This is a genomic window from Floridaenema evergladense BLCC-F167 (genome assembly GCF_041929205.2).
In the GTDB taxonomy this organism is placed as follows: Bacteria; Cyanobacteriota; Cyanobacteriia; order Cyanobacteriales; family Aerosakkonemataceae; genus Floridanema; species Floridanema evergladense.
In genome coordinates this window covers 2325598-2337860 of the sequence record NZ_CM171625.1, presented here as the reverse complement: position 1 = coordinate 2337860, position 12263 = coordinate 2325598, and the positions used below count along the sequence as shown (strand labels likewise).

Here is a 12263-nt window from a genome sequence, read left to right as displayed (position 1 = left end):
TTAGTAAGACTCTGCAAAATTATAAATTATAAATAAAATTTCCCGTTTAATTTCAGCAGTTTTACTAAAATTATGACGGGAAATTATTGAATGAATTTGCTGCTATTATTTAATGTTTAACTAATAGTTAGTAGTCATGCTACCAGAACTATTAGAAATTCCTCCAGATTTACCTGTCATACTGGAAGGGCCAGCTTCCTTGACAAAACCGCTGTAGGCTTCCATTCCGTGTTCTCCAATATCCAAACCGACGAGTTCTTCTTCTGGAGATACGCGAATGCCTAAAGTGGCTTTCAGTGCTAACCAAAATATGGAACTGACCAGAACGGTGATGCCTCCGACGGCAAGAACACCGACGATTTGGGGCCAGAGTGTGGTAAAACCGCCTCCCATAAACAATCCATGTGGACCGATCGGTTTACCTGCTAGGTCAACCATCCAGGGATAACCACCGGGGCCAACGGCAAATAGACCAACGGCTAAGGTACCCCAAATCCCGCAAACTAAGTGAACTGAGGTTGCGCCCACTGGGTCGTCTATTTTTAATCGATCGAAGAATGTAACTGCAAAAACAACAATTACCCCAGCTATTAAGCCGATAATAAGAGCGCTACCCATGTTGACGTATGCACAAGGGGCTGTGATCCCAACTAAGCCAGCCAAGATGCCGTTGATGATCATGGAGAGGTCTGGTTTACCTAAGTACAGCCAAGCAGTAATGGTGGCAGCGATTCCACCGACCGCACCCGCCATGTTGGTGGTGAGGGCGATGTGTGCGATCGCTCTTCCATCAGCAGCCATCGTCGAACCTGGGTTAAATCCAAACCAACCCAACCACAAAATTAAGCAACCTAAAGTGGCAATACTCATGTTGTGACCGGGTAAAGCTACACTTTGACCATCTTGATATTTGCCGATGCGTGGCCCTAAAAATGCTGCACCCATCAGGGCTGCCCAGCCACCAACGGAGTGAACTACTGTTGAGCCAGCAAAGTCAAAGAAGCCCATGTCTGCTAACCAACCACCGCCCCAAATCCAGTGTCCGGTGATCGGGTAGGCAATACCGACAAGTAGCAAGCTGAAAATTAAGAAGTCAATAAATTTAATTCTTTCGGCAACTGCACCAGATACGATCGTTGCTGCGGTTCCGGCAAACACCAGCTGGAATAGGAACTTAGCTTCTAAAGGTACGCCCGTCCAGTTCAGAGACCCGAAAATCCCTTTGTAAGCGTCTCCTGTAGCTGGACTGTTATCTTGTCCAGTGAGGAATAATCCTCCTAGCGATCCGATGAAGTCGTTACCGTCAGCAAACATCAAGCTAAAACCTATTGCCCAGAATGCAACGGTGGAAAGTCCGAATACAATCAGGTTTTTCGCTAAAACGTTAACCGCATTTTTTTCTCGACAAAAGCCAGTTTCTAACATACAGAAACCAGCGTTCATGAAGAAAACTAAAAAGGCGGCGATTACTACCCATAGTGTATCCAAAGCTACCTTTAACTCGGCAGTTGTTGGGCCAGCAGATGCGGCTGCACTAGCGGCTGCGGGTTCAGCAGGTGTAGCTGGTATGGGTACGGGTGTGAGTGTAGGCGATGGAGTAGCTGTGCCATCCTGTGCAGTTGTGCCTTCCGGTGAAGGTGATGCCGTTGGTGTGGCTTCTTGTACAATTCCCGGCTGTGTAGGTGTGGGACTGGGCGAGGCATCTTGTGCGATCGCCATATAACCCCAGGACAACACGATCATTAAAGCTAAAGGAATACAAGCTTGCCAGCTAGGAGACAATCTCTTCACTCTCGCCGACATTTTCTGCAAAAACTTAACACTTAATACTTGGTCAAGCAGTTTATTTAGAAATGGTTTTCTAGCTTTTGCTCTCGACCTCTTCTTTCGGAGGACTAATTTAGACATGATTACAGCACTATTCTTTTTGATTGATGTGTAAAACGTCTCAGGGTTTTTTCGACTAATCGTTTGGTGATTGTAACTTGAACGGAACCTTTTTAGAGAAATTTTTTCCCTAATTTTACTTAGGCCAACTATGCGATTTCGGTTTCAAATCTGACTATAGTCAGACTTTTTGTTCAATAATTCTGTAACAATTAATACTTTTTTCCGATATATGCGTTAGGTAGAGCAGAGGGGCAGAGGAGTTTTTCCCTAACCCCTAACCCCTAACCCCGCCCCAATCCCCAATCCCCAGTCCCCAGTCCCCAATCCCCAGTCCCCAGTCCCCAACCCCCAATCCCCAACCCCCAGTCCCCAATCCCCAGTCCCCAGTCCCCAATCCCCAACCTAATGTGTTTCCTGCAAATATTGTTTATAACCTACGTTATCTAGCTTTGTTTGCTTATTAAGTACGGATTCGGAGAGCTTTTGGCGATAGGTTACGATTTTTTCTTGCAATTGTGGCTGATATGTCGCTAAAATTTGCACTGCTAAGAGTCCAGCATTGGTGGCATTGCCAATAGCAACGGTGGCGACAGGAATTCCTGCGGGCATTTGCACAATGGAATAAAGCGAGTCAATGCCTTGGAGGTGACGGCTGGGTACAGGTACGCCAATTACTGGCAAAGGAGTTAGGGAGGCTACCATTCCGGGCAAGTGAGCCGCACCACCAGCACCAGCGATAATAACTTTTAAGCCACGCTGGACAGCTGTTTGGGCATAATTTACCATGCGATCGGGAGTGCGATGGGCGGAGACGATGGCAACTTCACAGGTGAGAGCGAATTCTTCACAAATGGCGATCGCTCCCTGCATAGTCGGTAAATCGGAATCGCTGCCCATGATAATACCAACTAAGGGTCGGTCGTTGGTCATTTTACAAAAGTTCGACAGGTCAAAAGGTCATTAGTTATTCTGACAGAGGATGCAGCAAACAAAACCAATGATTTTTCCGGTGCAAATCGCTAACGTTAGATTTCCAGGGTACAAAGGTTTACAAAAAATTTTGCTTGACTCCGAAGGCAAAATTTCCAAAATTAAGCAAATGGGTGTCATTAATTACCATTCGCAAGAAACTCAAGAAACTATAGATGTTTCAGGCGACTGGGTTTCTTTAGGTGGTGTTGATTTACAGATTAATGGGGCGCTTGGTTTGGCATTTCCTGAATTAAATTTGGGAAATAGCGACAAACTTCCTGCCATTTGTGATTTTCTTTGGCATCAAGGAGTTGATAGTTTTTTACCAACTTTGGTGACTACTTCTATTGAAAATTTTCACCGAAGTTTAGCAATTTTTGCTAATTTTATGAGGTCGCAATCTGAAAATGAACCAACAGCAAAAATTCTTGGAGTTCATTTAGAAGGGCCTTTTTTAAACCCTGAAAAACGAGGGGCGCATCCGGCAGAGTATCTTTTGCCTTTAACTCTTGAGAATGTAAAGCGAGTTTTGGGCAGCTATGCAAGTGTTGTCAAAGTAATTACTTTAGCACCGGAATTAGATGCAACTAATCAAGTAATTCCTTATTTACAAAGGTTAGGTATTATCGTTAGTTTAGGACATTCTCAAGCGACTTTCGATCGGGCAGAAAAGGCTTTTCAATTGGGTGCTTCAATGGTGACTCATGCTTTTAATGCTATGCCCAGTTTACATCATCGGGAACCAGGTTTATTAGGAGCAGCGATTGTTGATTCTAATGTAAGGTGTGGTTTAATTGCTGATGGACAGCACGTTTCTTTAGCGATGATGCAAATATTGTTGCGTGCTAGTGATTATGAGAAGGGAATTTTTTTAGTTAGTGATGCACTTTCGCCTTTGGGTTTACCTGATGGGGTTTATCCTTGGGATGTGAGGGAAATTGAGGTGAAAAATGGTACTGCTAAGTTACCTGATGGTACTTTGGCTGGAACTACTTTGCCGTTATTGGCTGGGGTACAGAATTTGATAAAGTGGGGGATTTGCGATCGAGAAAAAGCGATCGCATTAGCCACTATTTCTCCCCGCAAAGCTATAGGAATTAAATCTATAATTGGGCAATCTGGCTATCAACTATTACGCTGGCAAAGCGATCGATCGTCTAAAAATGAAGAAACTCTCTTCACTTGGCAAAGACTATTAACCTAACTCTAAAGTTGTCACGCCAAAAACCCCTGTAATATCAAAGTTAGGTATTTCACGGGTGTACATCCTCACGCATTCAAATACTGGCTGCATACCATACTTTTGCGCTAGGGAAATAGCCTGGGGATTAGCATCAGGTGTATCGAGAAAAATTGGTTGATTTTGGGCATGATTAATCAAAGCTAGAAACAGCGATTCTGCTATCTCTAAATCTTCTGCAAATAAAGCCCCAATTTTAAAACCATTGCGGCATTTTCTCAAGACTCCATAACCAGATAAATTGCTATCTTTCAGGAATCCTAAAGCAGCATTTTCAGGTTGATTAATCCATTTTTGCAGAAATTGTGGGCGAGGAGTGGGGAAATATTGGCGATCGTACTTAAATACTTTTTCTATTGCTAAATCTGATAAAGGTACAATACTTTTGTTAGTCTCTGTAGCCATTCCCAAACCTGCATAACGTACATGACGATAAGCTGGCTGAAACCCAAATTTCTGATAATTTTCTACTTGTGCCAATACCCCATCAAGAGCAATATTTCTATTACCTAATAATTTTAAACCAGCCTGCCAAGTTTGTAACCCAAAACCTTGACTTCGCCAATTTGGTTTAACAATATACAAACCAACAAAACCAAATGTATCATCATATCTAACAGCAGAAATGCTACTAATAGTTTCGCCATTAATTTCACCCATTAAAAAGCCACCAGAATCAGCAGCATAAAATGCTTCAGCATCGTAAATTCCAGGGTTCCAACCTTCTATTGCTGCCCATTCTAAGGATAATTCTAAATCAGCGAGAGTCATCGGGCGAATTTTAAATTCAGTGTTGTTCATCAGTAAAATTTGCAGTATTTATTATTTCAATATTTGACCTAAATTTTTCAAAATTCTCAGAACATTATACAACTCATTGCCGGGATTCCGAATGTTAAACAATCTCGATAAAGCATATTGATTTGCCTGAGATTTAACTAATTTGAAGAAGCGAAAACTACTACCATCACTAATCATACCAAAAGTTGATTGTTCAGGATGAGGAGTTGCTAACATATAAGCAAGTATTTGCGCTTCACTAGTTTCTAGAGAAAAGGTTGCTTGTTTAGATTCTATTGCCATTAACCAAAGTTTTTCTTTAAACACTAAAACATCTATTTTGCCTCGATAAATCACTCCTTCATCTTCCGCAGAAAGTTCTATAGAATCTTCTGATTTGATCCGAAATGGAGGCAAATAAAAATCTGCCATATCTAGCAAAGGAGACAGTACCACCATTTTGACAGTATTTTCCAACATTGGTGGATATTCTAATAAATTATTGTAGGCAGCTTTTACGCGATCGAGCCTTTGCCTTTCCAAATCACTAAGTTTTGGTAGATTATCTCGCCATTCAGGAAAAAAATCTTCATCTTCAATTAAATGGAGTCCAAATTTGATGCGAAGGTCGTAAAGCGTTATATCTTTTACAGAAAGACTTTGCACGATAAATTTACCTGCTTTTGATTACCACAATTATGCTAAATTAATTCCTGGCAACTTGTTAGGCAAACCCAAATTCATGAACGCAGCTGACGACAAAACTATTGTTCAGGACTACTTTAATTCTACTGGCTTTGACAGATGGCGACGCATTTACGGCGATGGTGAAGTTAACAAAGTTCAACTGGACATTCGCAACGGACACCAGCAAACTGTAGATACAGTAATTAGTTGGCTAAAAGCAGATGATAATCTGATAAATTTATCTATCTGTGATGCTGGCTGTGGTGTGGGTAGCCTCAGCATTCCCCTAGCACAAGCTGGCGCTAAAGTTTATGCTAACGATATTTCCGAAAAAATGGTGGGAGAAGCTAAAGATAGATCCAAAGAAGTTCTCGGAAATAATCATAATCTCACTTTTGCCGTGCAAGATTTGGAATCATTAAGCGGCAAATATCACACGGTAATTTGCCTGGATGTATTAATTCATTATCCCCAAGAAAAAGCGGCTGAAATGATTAATCATCTCAGTTCTTTATCAGAATCAAGGTTAATAATTAGCTTTGCACCAAAAACTCTTTGTCTAAGTTTGTTGAAGAAAATTGGCAGCTTTTTCCCTGGCCCTAGTAAAACTACTCGTGCATATTTGCATCGGGAAGTTGACATTGTGAAAATCTTAGAAAGTTGTGGATTTTCCCTAGAAAGAAAAGCAATGACTAAGACTCGTTTTTACTTTTCTCGCATCCTAGAAGCAACTCGTAAAACAGCTTAGGAAATTGCCAATAACATTAGCTTAATTTAAGTCCGTTGTAACGACTTTAGTCGTTTATTGGTTAAAATGAACGACTAAAGTTGTTACAACAAACCTGTTCGTTGTAACGAATTTAGTTGTTTATTGCTTAGAAAAAATTATGATGCAAATTTTTCTCATATTTGGGGCAATTTTTGGTGCTATGTCTGTAGGTGCTGGTGCTTTTGCTTCTCATGCTTTAAAGGAAAAACTTACAGAAAGAGCGATCGCCATTTTTGAAGTAGGTGCTCATTACCAAATGTATCACGCTTTGGCTTTGCTGTTCGTGGGATTATTGTTCGCTCAATTTGAAAAACCTACCCCAGTTCTGTTAATATCTGGTTGGGCATTTGTTGCGGGTGTAATAATTTTTTCTGGTAGCTTGTACGCTTTGAGTTTAACGGGGATCAAGTGGCTAGGAGCAATTACGCCTCTTGGGGGTGCAGCTTTTATAGTAGGATGGAGTTGTCTGGCGATCGCTGCTTGGGCGTTGAAGTAGTCAGCCATTAACATTATTATTTTCCCCTATCCTGTCGGATTAGAGGGGGTGTCATGAAAGAACTATTAATGATCTCTGGTGGAATTTTCTTAATTTTAATTGCTTTAATTGCAGTAACCGTCTTAGCTATCGTTGTTGCTGTATTTATTTTCCTACCTAGATATTTGAAATCTCTGCCTCAAGCAATGGAGATTAACGAGGAAGCACAGGATTACGTGAATGCGGCAATTCTAGAAACAGTTCATGAGTGGAATTTTCAAAAGCTTTACGAAAAAGCAACACCGCAACTTTTAGAATTATCTCACTTAGAAGAATCAGAAAAAATCATTGCTTTTTGTCGTCAACTCGGCAAATTAGAATCTTATAAAGGTGCTGTGGGAGGATGGCAAACTTCTACAGAAGGAAGCAAAGAAATCTCTCCTAGCGATCGTCATAAATTTGGCAAAATCACTTTAGGTAACTATGTAGCAGAAGCGGATTTTGAAAAAGCATCAGCTACAATTAAAGTGCAAGTTATTAGGCGGGAAAACCAATGGTTGATTAATAGTTTCACTATTAGCACTCAAGGAGTAATTACCACTTTAGGAATGCCAACAACTTTAGAGGCGTTAGTAGATACAGATCAAAAGAAACGTCTTTTAGAAGCTTTAATTAGGGGTGATGAACAGAAAGATTAGTTACCCAGTTTGAGTTGAGCGATCGCCAACCAAAATTTTAAATTTTTACGAAATCTGAGTTATAACCTTAGTTGAGTAATAGCGATTTTACCGGAGAAACAGACATCGACATCAGTGTTGGGTGTGCGATCGCGATCGGCATATTTTCCGTAATAATAAAAATCATCATTTTCAAGGCGATAATTAACAGGCAAAGGAGATTTAGAAGGTTCGCAAAACACAATTTCTGGGTCAGATTCTCCGGGTAATAAATGGGGTAAATTTACATTCCAAAAACTCCCAGGTTTCAAAGGGCGATCGAACAAATCAGCTAATACTTTTGCCGTCCATCTCGCAGCAGTATCCCAATCAACATTTAGCTTTCCTTTGCGATAGTGAGAAATCGCAATTCCGGGAATTCCCAGTATTGCTGCTTCCCTAACAGCAGCGACAGTTCCCGAAATATAAACATCAACCCCTAAATTGCCCCCTGCGTTAATTCCCGAAAGCACCCATTTAGGATTAGGAAAAAGGTGACTTAAAGCAATCCTTGTACAGTCAGCAGGAGTACCACCAACAGCAAATTCTGTTTCGGAACGGCGCAAAACATTTATGGGGCGAGTGGTGGTAACTTGATGCCCACAACCCGATAAATGGTCTTTCGGCGCAACAATTATTCCTTTGCCGTTGACTGCTTTTTGTAATGCTTGAATGCCAGGGGCATCGATGCCGTCGTCGTTGGTTAAAATTATGGTCATTTATGTTAGGAGAGTAGAAACAGATCTCTTGCAGAATTATCATTAAACCTGACAAACCGCAAGGTATTAAAATCCGTTGCTAGTATACATCCGACTAAAAAATCAGAGTACTGACCAATTAAAATAAACAATGGAAGTGCAACCAAGGGAAATTCAACGTTATGTTACGTCAGATGGGAGGGTTCCTTTTACCGAATGGCTTGATTCCATGCGAGATAGAAGAGCCAGAACTACTATTAAATCTAGACTTGACCGAGCTAGTCAAGGTAATTTGGGAGATTATCGATCGGTAGGAGAAGGCGTTTTTGAATTTAGAATAGATTATGGCCCTGGCTATCGAGTTTATTTTGGTCAAATCGGGTTAACAATTGTGCTTATCCTCTGTGGTGGAGATAAAAGCACTCAAGAGCAAGATATTAGCAAAGCTAAGGAGTATTGGAGAAATTATGAAAAACGTAAAGATCCCACCGAGTGATAGCTATTACGACTACTTAATTTCATCTCTAAAAGATCCTGAAGAATCGGCGATGTATATCGAAGTGACATTGGAAGAAGGAGATCCAAAATTATTAAATTTGGCGATGGGAAATGTAGTTGCAGCACATGAGAAGATGAACAATTTATCAGAAGAAGCTAAACTGCACTATCAAAACCTCAGCCAGATGTTATTAAGTGATGAAAATTCGGAAATTTATACTTTGGTAGCCCTATTAAATGAAATGGGTTTTCGCTTGGAAGTAAAACCCAAAGAAAGTGAATCTGTTTCTAGTTAATTCTCGTACTTGTTGTTATCTCATCGGGCTTATTGAAGCTGAGTAAGGTTTTTTGATTTGTCAGTACGATCGCCCTAATTGAATTGGTGAATGCGATCGCGTAGCGTACCGTAGGCGATCGATGCGAGGGGAATTACGTTTGAATTGGCAAGGAATACCCCAGTTTTTCTCTAGGATAGAGAGGTGCGATCGATCATCTACAAAGGTAGGGTTGCCATATTCTGTCAAACGGATCAAGGAGGACGCTTTTCTTGAGCATACCAGAGAGAGCGATGCTTGCAGAGATAGCGATCGCTCTTCCGCTCTCTTACCCAAAAATTAAGCAAGAGCGATATGCCTCCGGCAGGCTACGCCAACGCATAAAAGCACAAAACAATGACAAGAATTACCTTAACAGAAGCTCAACTTCGTTTACCCGAACTGATTGCCAGTCTAAAACCTGGTGAAGAAGTAGAAATTTTTTCGGGGGATCTTACCGTCGCCAGACTAATTGGCGAACTTAAACCACTTCGCAAGCCTCGCCAGCCTGGTAGTGCGATCGGAACCTTAACTATCGTCTCTGAAGACGAAACCCACTTGGAAGACTTTCGCGACTATATGCCATGAAGTTTCTACTTGATACTCAGGCATTTCTTTGGTTTGTACTCAATGATTCTGCCCTTAGCCAAGTCGCCTGTGATTTGATTATCGATCCCCTAAATGACATACTGCTCAGTCCGGTTTCTTATTGGGAAATTGCCATTAAAATTAGTATTGGTAAGTATCGAATTCCGGGCAATTTTGAAACATGGATGGAGCATCAAATCCAAGTTAACGAATTTGAAATATTACCAATTAAAATTGCTCATGTAGCTGCGATCGTAACTCTGCCATTCCATCATAAAGATCCCTTCGATCGGCTTTTAGTTGCCCAAGCACTAACAGAAAATATCCCGATAATTAGCGCCGATGCAATGCTAGACAATTATACAATCACTCGTTATTGGTAAGTCAGACATCGCACCGAAGGACTACTTTACATCGGCAAAACCAAAAGTTTGCGTGGACGCTTTAGCGGTGGTCACAAAGCCTTCTTATGGGCATGGCTCGATCAATATAACGATCGAGATGTCCGTATTGCCATCTATTTGCTTTCACCTTGGGAAACTCCTGCGCTACTATTAGAGCTAGAAACAGTTATTTTAAGAGCAACTGAGCCACCCTACAACGTCCAAATTCCTCTATAAAGATTCTATGCAGACTAATAGCTTAGAACAATTATCTGCTGCTGACGCTCAAGCTATCCTCGATCGCCTACCTGAACGAATCCGGCTGGCTTTAGTTGCACGCGCTGCTGAAATTGAATACCCGATCGAAACCGTTGTGGAAATGGCAATAGCCAGCTTTCTTGATTCCGAAGCATTGGGTTTTGCAGACTGCAAACCAGGGCGGGGTCAATAGTTGCCCTTTGGGATTTGTTAGTGAATTTTTAGTGCGATCGCAAATATTCTAAAATAATAAATTAAGTACTACAAACAAATAACAATCTTTATAACCAGCGTCTTTAAAATAGCTGATTATTGAATCGCCAATTAAAACCAACTACCAACTACCCACTACCAATTACCCTTAAAACGGCATATCATCATCATCAAAATCTGGCGATATATCATCATTAATTTCTAAGTTTTTCTCTTCCTCTTCCATTTGCATATCAATCCAACGCTTTGCCATTTTCAGCGCTTCCTTGGCATTCTTGGCGTTGTGAACGGGAATAAAGCATTTACCACCAGCGTTCCAAACTTCCACACAGAAAACTGGTCTAGCTTCAATAATCCAACCTTTATAAATTTCGGGCGAACTCATAAATATTAATTCTCTACTAGGTTTCTATGTCTATATTAAAATTTCACTGCTTGGAAAGATGATGTCCGGCAAATTCTTTGTCTGGGTGGGGAATTGCGATCGGACTCCCCCGATCTAAAATTACCCCCGTACAATCCACTTGGCAAAAATCTGTGCCACTCAAATTCGCCCCCTGTAAATCCGCCCTCGTTAAATCTACATTACGTAAATCTACATTACTCAAATTTGCCTGATTTAAGCAAGCTCCCGTCAAATCCGCCCCCCGTAAATCCGCACCTGTCAGATTTGCCCCTTGTAAATTTGCCTTAGTCAAATTCGCCTCTCGCAAATCAGCATTACTCAAATTAGCTTGTTTCAAATTTGCTTTAGTCAAATCCACAGCTTTCAAATCTGCATCTTGGAGTTTTGCTGTTTCTAACCGAGTCTTTCGTAAGTTTGCTCTACACAAATCTACACTCCTCATCTCTACACCTGTTAGATTAGCAAGACTTAAATCTGCATCTCGCAAATCTGCACCAGAAAGGTCTACATCACTTAAATTTATTCCTGCTAAAGATACATTAGGAACTATTAAATAAGCACCTAACTTTATTGGATTGAAATCTTCAGAAAACCGAGTTTGCAGATTATAAACCGCTTTTTTCCAAATCACTTCTCGTAAATCAGCCCCAGTTAAATTAGCTCCGCTTAAATTGACACCACTCAAATTAGCTGCTACTAAATTAACATTACTCAAATTAGTTTCTCTTAAATTCGCTCTTCGTAAATCTGTACCGCGCAAATCCGTACCACTGAGATCGATACCACTTAAATTAATCTGTGGTAGTAACATATTAGGGCCAATTAAGTAAGCTCCAGCTTTAGCTAAATCGAAACCTTCGGGGCAACGAGTTGCTAAATTATAGATAGCATTTTGTAAGTTTACTCCCCGCAAATCACTGCTACTTAAATCTGTACCACATAAATTAGCTCCTCTTAAATTAGCTTCTTCTAAACTCGCTCCCACTAAGTTAGCTTTGCATAAATTAGCTCTTCTTAAATCTGCTTGAGTTAAGTCTGCACCAACTAAGTTCGCTTTAAATAAGTTAGCTTGATTGAGTACTGCTTTTCGCAAATTAGATAAGTTCAGACAAGCTTCACTTAAATTAGCTAAAGTAAGACAAGTTTCACTCAAATTTGCTTCAATTAAATCGGCAAAACTAAGGCAAACTTCCCTTAAATTCAGTTTTCTTAATTCTGCTTTCCTTAAGTAAGCGCCTCTGAGATAGGCACCCCGGAGATCGGTTTCTTTCAGAGAAGGGTTAAGCAAACTTGCACCGATCGCTGTTTGCCAATGACAATTTTCATTAGTAGATTTGTCTCTCCGTTGATTAGCCACAATTTTAGGTAGTCTTACT

General features: G+C 40.7%; 17 protein-coding genes and 1 pseudogene. 10 read left to right on the top strand and 8 right to left on the bottom strand.

What is annotated here, in order from left to right:
- Positions 1 to 120: 120 nt before the first annotated feature.
- Both ACE1CA_RS11420 and purE read right to left on the bottom strand, forming a co-directional pair.
- On the bottom strand, positions 121 to 1803 hold the full coding sequence (locus ACE1CA_RS11420; RefSeq protein ID WP_459563647.1) for an ammonium transporter: 1683 nt from the start codon (positions 1801 to 1803) through the stop codon (positions 121 to 123).
- A gap of 489 nt (positions 1804 to 2292) precedes the next feature.
- The gene (purE, locus tag ACE1CA_RS11415) at positions 2293 to 2820 is read right to left on the bottom strand and encodes a 5-(carboxyamino)imidazole ribonucleotide mutase (protein WP_413279091.1); all 528 of its coding nucleotides are present in this window, start codon (positions 2818 to 2820) and stop codon (positions 2293 to 2295) included.
- Positions 2821 to 2869: 49 nt separating this feature from the next.
- Here purE and nagA point away from each other — a divergent pair, with 49 nt between their 5' ends.
- A complete protein-coding gene (gene nagA, locus ACE1CA_RS11410) occupies positions 2870 to 4066 on the top strand; it encodes an N-acetylglucosamine-6-phosphate deacetylase (RefSeq protein ID WP_413279090.1) in 1197 nt (398 codons plus the stop codon).
- Here the strand turns inward: nagA and ACE1CA_RS11405 are convergent.
- Both ACE1CA_RS11405 and ACE1CA_RS11400 read right to left on the bottom strand, forming a co-directional pair.
- On the bottom strand, positions 4058 to 4903 hold the full coding sequence (locus ACE1CA_RS11405; RefSeq protein ID WP_413279089.1) for a GNAT family N-acetyltransferase: 846 nt from the start codon (positions 4901 to 4903) through the stop codon (positions 4058 to 4060). The genes nagA and ACE1CA_RS11405 overlap by 9 nt on opposite strands.
- Before the next feature lie 21 nt (positions 4904 to 4924).
- Positions 4925 to 5548: a restriction endonuclease subunit R gene (locus ACE1CA_RS11400; RefSeq protein ID WP_413279088.1), complete on the bottom strand. Its 624-nt coding sequence runs from the start codon at positions 5546 to 5548 to the stop codon at positions 4925 to 4927.
- Positions 5549 to 5624: 76 nt separating this feature from the next.
- On the opposite strand from ACE1CA_RS11400, the gene bchM reads away from it, so the two are divergent.
- From bchM to ACE1CA_RS11385, 3 genes are all read left to right on the top strand, one after another.
- Positions 5625 to 6317 carry a magnesium protoporphyrin IX methyltransferase gene (gene bchM / locus ACE1CA_RS11395; protein ID WP_413279087.1) on the top strand — a complete coding sequence of 231 codons (693 nt, stop codon included), beginning with the start codon at positions 5625 to 5627 and terminating at the stop codon, positions 6315 to 6317.
- A gap of 139 nt (positions 6318 to 6456) precedes the next feature.
- Positions 6457 to 6834, top strand: coding sequence for a DUF423 domain-containing protein (locus tag ACE1CA_RS11390; protein ID WP_413279086.1), 378 nt, complete (start codon positions 6457 to 6459; stop codon positions 6832 to 6834).
- Positions 6835 to 6887: 53 nt separating this feature from the next.
- Complete coding sequence (locus ACE1CA_RS11385; protein ID WP_413279085.1) at positions 6888 to 7511, top strand: hypothetical protein; 624 nt, start codon at positions 6888 to 6890, stop codon at positions 7509 to 7511.
- A 59-nt stretch (positions 7512 to 7570) separates the two neighbouring features.
- Here the strand turns inward: ACE1CA_RS11385 and surE are convergent, their stop codons facing one another.
- Positions 7571 to 8248: a 5'/3'-nucleotidase SurE gene (gene surE / locus ACE1CA_RS11380; RefSeq protein ID WP_413279084.1), complete on the bottom strand. Its 678-nt coding sequence runs from the start codon at positions 8246 to 8248 to the stop codon at positions 7571 to 7573.
- Between the two features lie 130 nt (positions 8249 to 8378).
- Between surE and ACE1CA_RS11375 the strand changes: the two genes are divergently transcribed.
- Together ACE1CA_RS11375 and ACE1CA_RS11370 are read left to right on the top strand one after the other, a co-directional pair.
- Positions 8379 to 8723 carry a type II toxin-antitoxin system RelE/ParE family toxin gene (locus ACE1CA_RS11375; protein WP_413279083.1) on the top strand — a complete coding sequence of 115 codons (345 nt, stop codon included), beginning with the start codon at positions 8379 to 8381 and terminating at the stop codon, positions 8721 to 8723.
- Complete coding sequence (locus tag ACE1CA_RS11370) at positions 8695 to 9021, top strand: helix-turn-helix domain-containing transcriptional regulator (RefSeq protein ID WP_413279082.1); 327 nt, start codon at positions 8695 to 8697, stop codon at positions 9019 to 9021. Before ACE1CA_RS11375 ends, ACE1CA_RS11370 begins: the two co-directional genes overlap by 29 nt.
- A gap of 60 nt (positions 9022 to 9081) precedes the next feature.
- On the opposite strand, the gene ACE1CA_RS11365 is transcribed toward ACE1CA_RS11370, so the two are convergent.
- Entirely contained in the window at positions 9082 to 9336 is a 255-nt protein-coding gene (locus tag ACE1CA_RS11365) for a hypothetical protein (protein WP_413279081.1), read from the bottom strand.
- Positions 9337 to 9396: 60 nt separating this feature from the next.
- On the opposite strand from ACE1CA_RS11365, the gene ACE1CA_RS11360 reads away from it, so the two are divergent.
- The 4 genes and pseudogenes from ACE1CA_RS11360 to ACE1CA_RS11345 all read left to right on the top strand — a co-directional run bounded on the left by ACE1CA_RS11360 (position 9397) and on the right by ACE1CA_RS11345 (position 10461).
- The gene (locus tag ACE1CA_RS11360; RefSeq protein WP_413279080.1) at positions 9397 to 9627 is read left to right on the top strand and encodes a type II toxin-antitoxin system Phd/YefM family antitoxin; all 231 of its coding nucleotides are present in this window, start codon (positions 9397 to 9399) and stop codon (positions 9625 to 9627) included.
- Complete coding sequence (locus ACE1CA_RS11355; protein WP_413279079.1) at positions 9624 to 10010, top strand: type II toxin-antitoxin system VapC family toxin; 387 nt, start codon at positions 9624 to 9626, stop codon at positions 10008 to 10010. Before ACE1CA_RS11360 ends, ACE1CA_RS11355 begins: the two co-directional genes overlap by 4 nt.
- Positions 10011 to 10247: pseudogene (locus ACE1CA_RS11350) on the top strand (GIY-YIG nuclease family protein); the annotation flags it as partial.
- 7 nt (positions 10248 to 10254) lie between these two features.
- Positions 10255 to 10461 carry a hypothetical protein gene (locus ACE1CA_RS11345; RefSeq protein ID WP_413279078.1) on the top strand — a complete coding sequence of 69 codons (207 nt, stop codon included), beginning with the start codon at positions 10255 to 10257 and terminating at the stop codon, positions 10459 to 10461.
- Positions 10462 to 10629: 168 nt separating this feature from the next.
- Here ACE1CA_RS11345 and ACE1CA_RS11340 read toward each other — a convergent pair whose 3' ends face one another.
- Together ACE1CA_RS11340 and ACE1CA_RS11335 are read right to left on the bottom strand one after the other, a co-directional pair.
- Positions 10630 to 10866: a hypothetical protein gene (locus ACE1CA_RS11340; RefSeq protein WP_413279077.1), complete on the bottom strand. Its 237-nt coding sequence runs from the start codon at positions 10864 to 10866 to the stop codon at positions 10630 to 10632.
- Positions 10867 to 10909: 43 nt separating this feature from the next.
- On the bottom strand, positions 10910 to 12244 hold the full coding sequence (locus ACE1CA_RS11335) for a pentapeptide repeat-containing protein (RefSeq protein ID WP_413279076.1): 1335 nt from the start codon (positions 12242 to 12244) through the stop codon (positions 10910 to 10912).
- Positions 12245 to 12263 lie beyond the last annotated feature (19 nt).

Coding starts and splice junctions, on each gene's coding strand:
- ACE1CA_RS11420 (WP_459563647.1), bottom strand. CDS start 1,803: ATGTCGGCGAGAGTGAAGAGATTGTCTCCTAGCTGGCAAGCTTGTATT.
- purE (WP_413279091.1), bottom strand. CDS start 2,820: ATGACCAACGACCGACCCTTAGTTGGTATTATCATGGGCAGCGATTCC.
- nagA (WP_413279090.1), top strand. CDS start 2,870: ATGCAGCAAACAAAACCAATGATTTTTCCGGTGCAAATCGCTAACGTT.
- ACE1CA_RS11405 (WP_413279089.1), bottom strand. CDS start 4,903: ATGAACAACACTGAATTTAAAATTCGCCCGATGACTCTCGCTGATTTA.
- bchM (WP_413279087.1), top strand. CDS start 5,625: ATGAACGCAGCTGACGACAAAACTATTGTTCAGGACTACTTTAATTCT.
- ACE1CA_RS11390 (WP_413279086.1), top strand. CDS start 6,457: ATGATGCAAATTTTTCTCATATTTGGGGCAATTTTTGGTGCTATGTCT.
- ACE1CA_RS11385 (WP_413279085.1), top strand. CDS start 6,888: ATGAAAGAACTATTAATGATCTCTGGTGGAATTTTCTTAATTTTAATT.
- surE (WP_413279084.1), bottom strand. CDS start 8,248: ATGACCATAATTTTAACCAACGACGACGGCATCGATGCCCCTGGCATT.
- ACE1CA_RS11375 (WP_413279083.1), top strand. CDS start 8,379: ATGGAAGTGCAACCAAGGGAAATTCAACGTTATGTTACGTCAGATGGG.
- ACE1CA_RS11370 (WP_413279082.1), top strand. CDS start 8,695: ATGAAAAACGTAAAGATCCCACCGAGTGATAGCTATTACGACTACTTA.
- ACE1CA_RS11360 (WP_413279080.1), top strand. CDS start 9,397: ATGACAAGAATTACCTTAACAGAAGCTCAACTTCGTTTACCCGAACTG.
- ACE1CA_RS11355 (WP_413279079.1), top strand. CDS start 9,624: ATGAAGTTTCTACTTGATACTCAGGCATTTCTTTGGTTTGTACTCAAT.
- ACE1CA_RS11345 (WP_413279078.1), top strand. CDS start 10,255: ATGCAGACTAATAGCTTAGAACAATTATCTGCTGCTGACGCTCAAGCT.
- ACE1CA_RS11340 (WP_413279077.1), bottom strand. CDS start 10,866: ATGAGTTCGCCCGAAATTTATAAAGGTTGGATTATTGAAGCTAGACCA.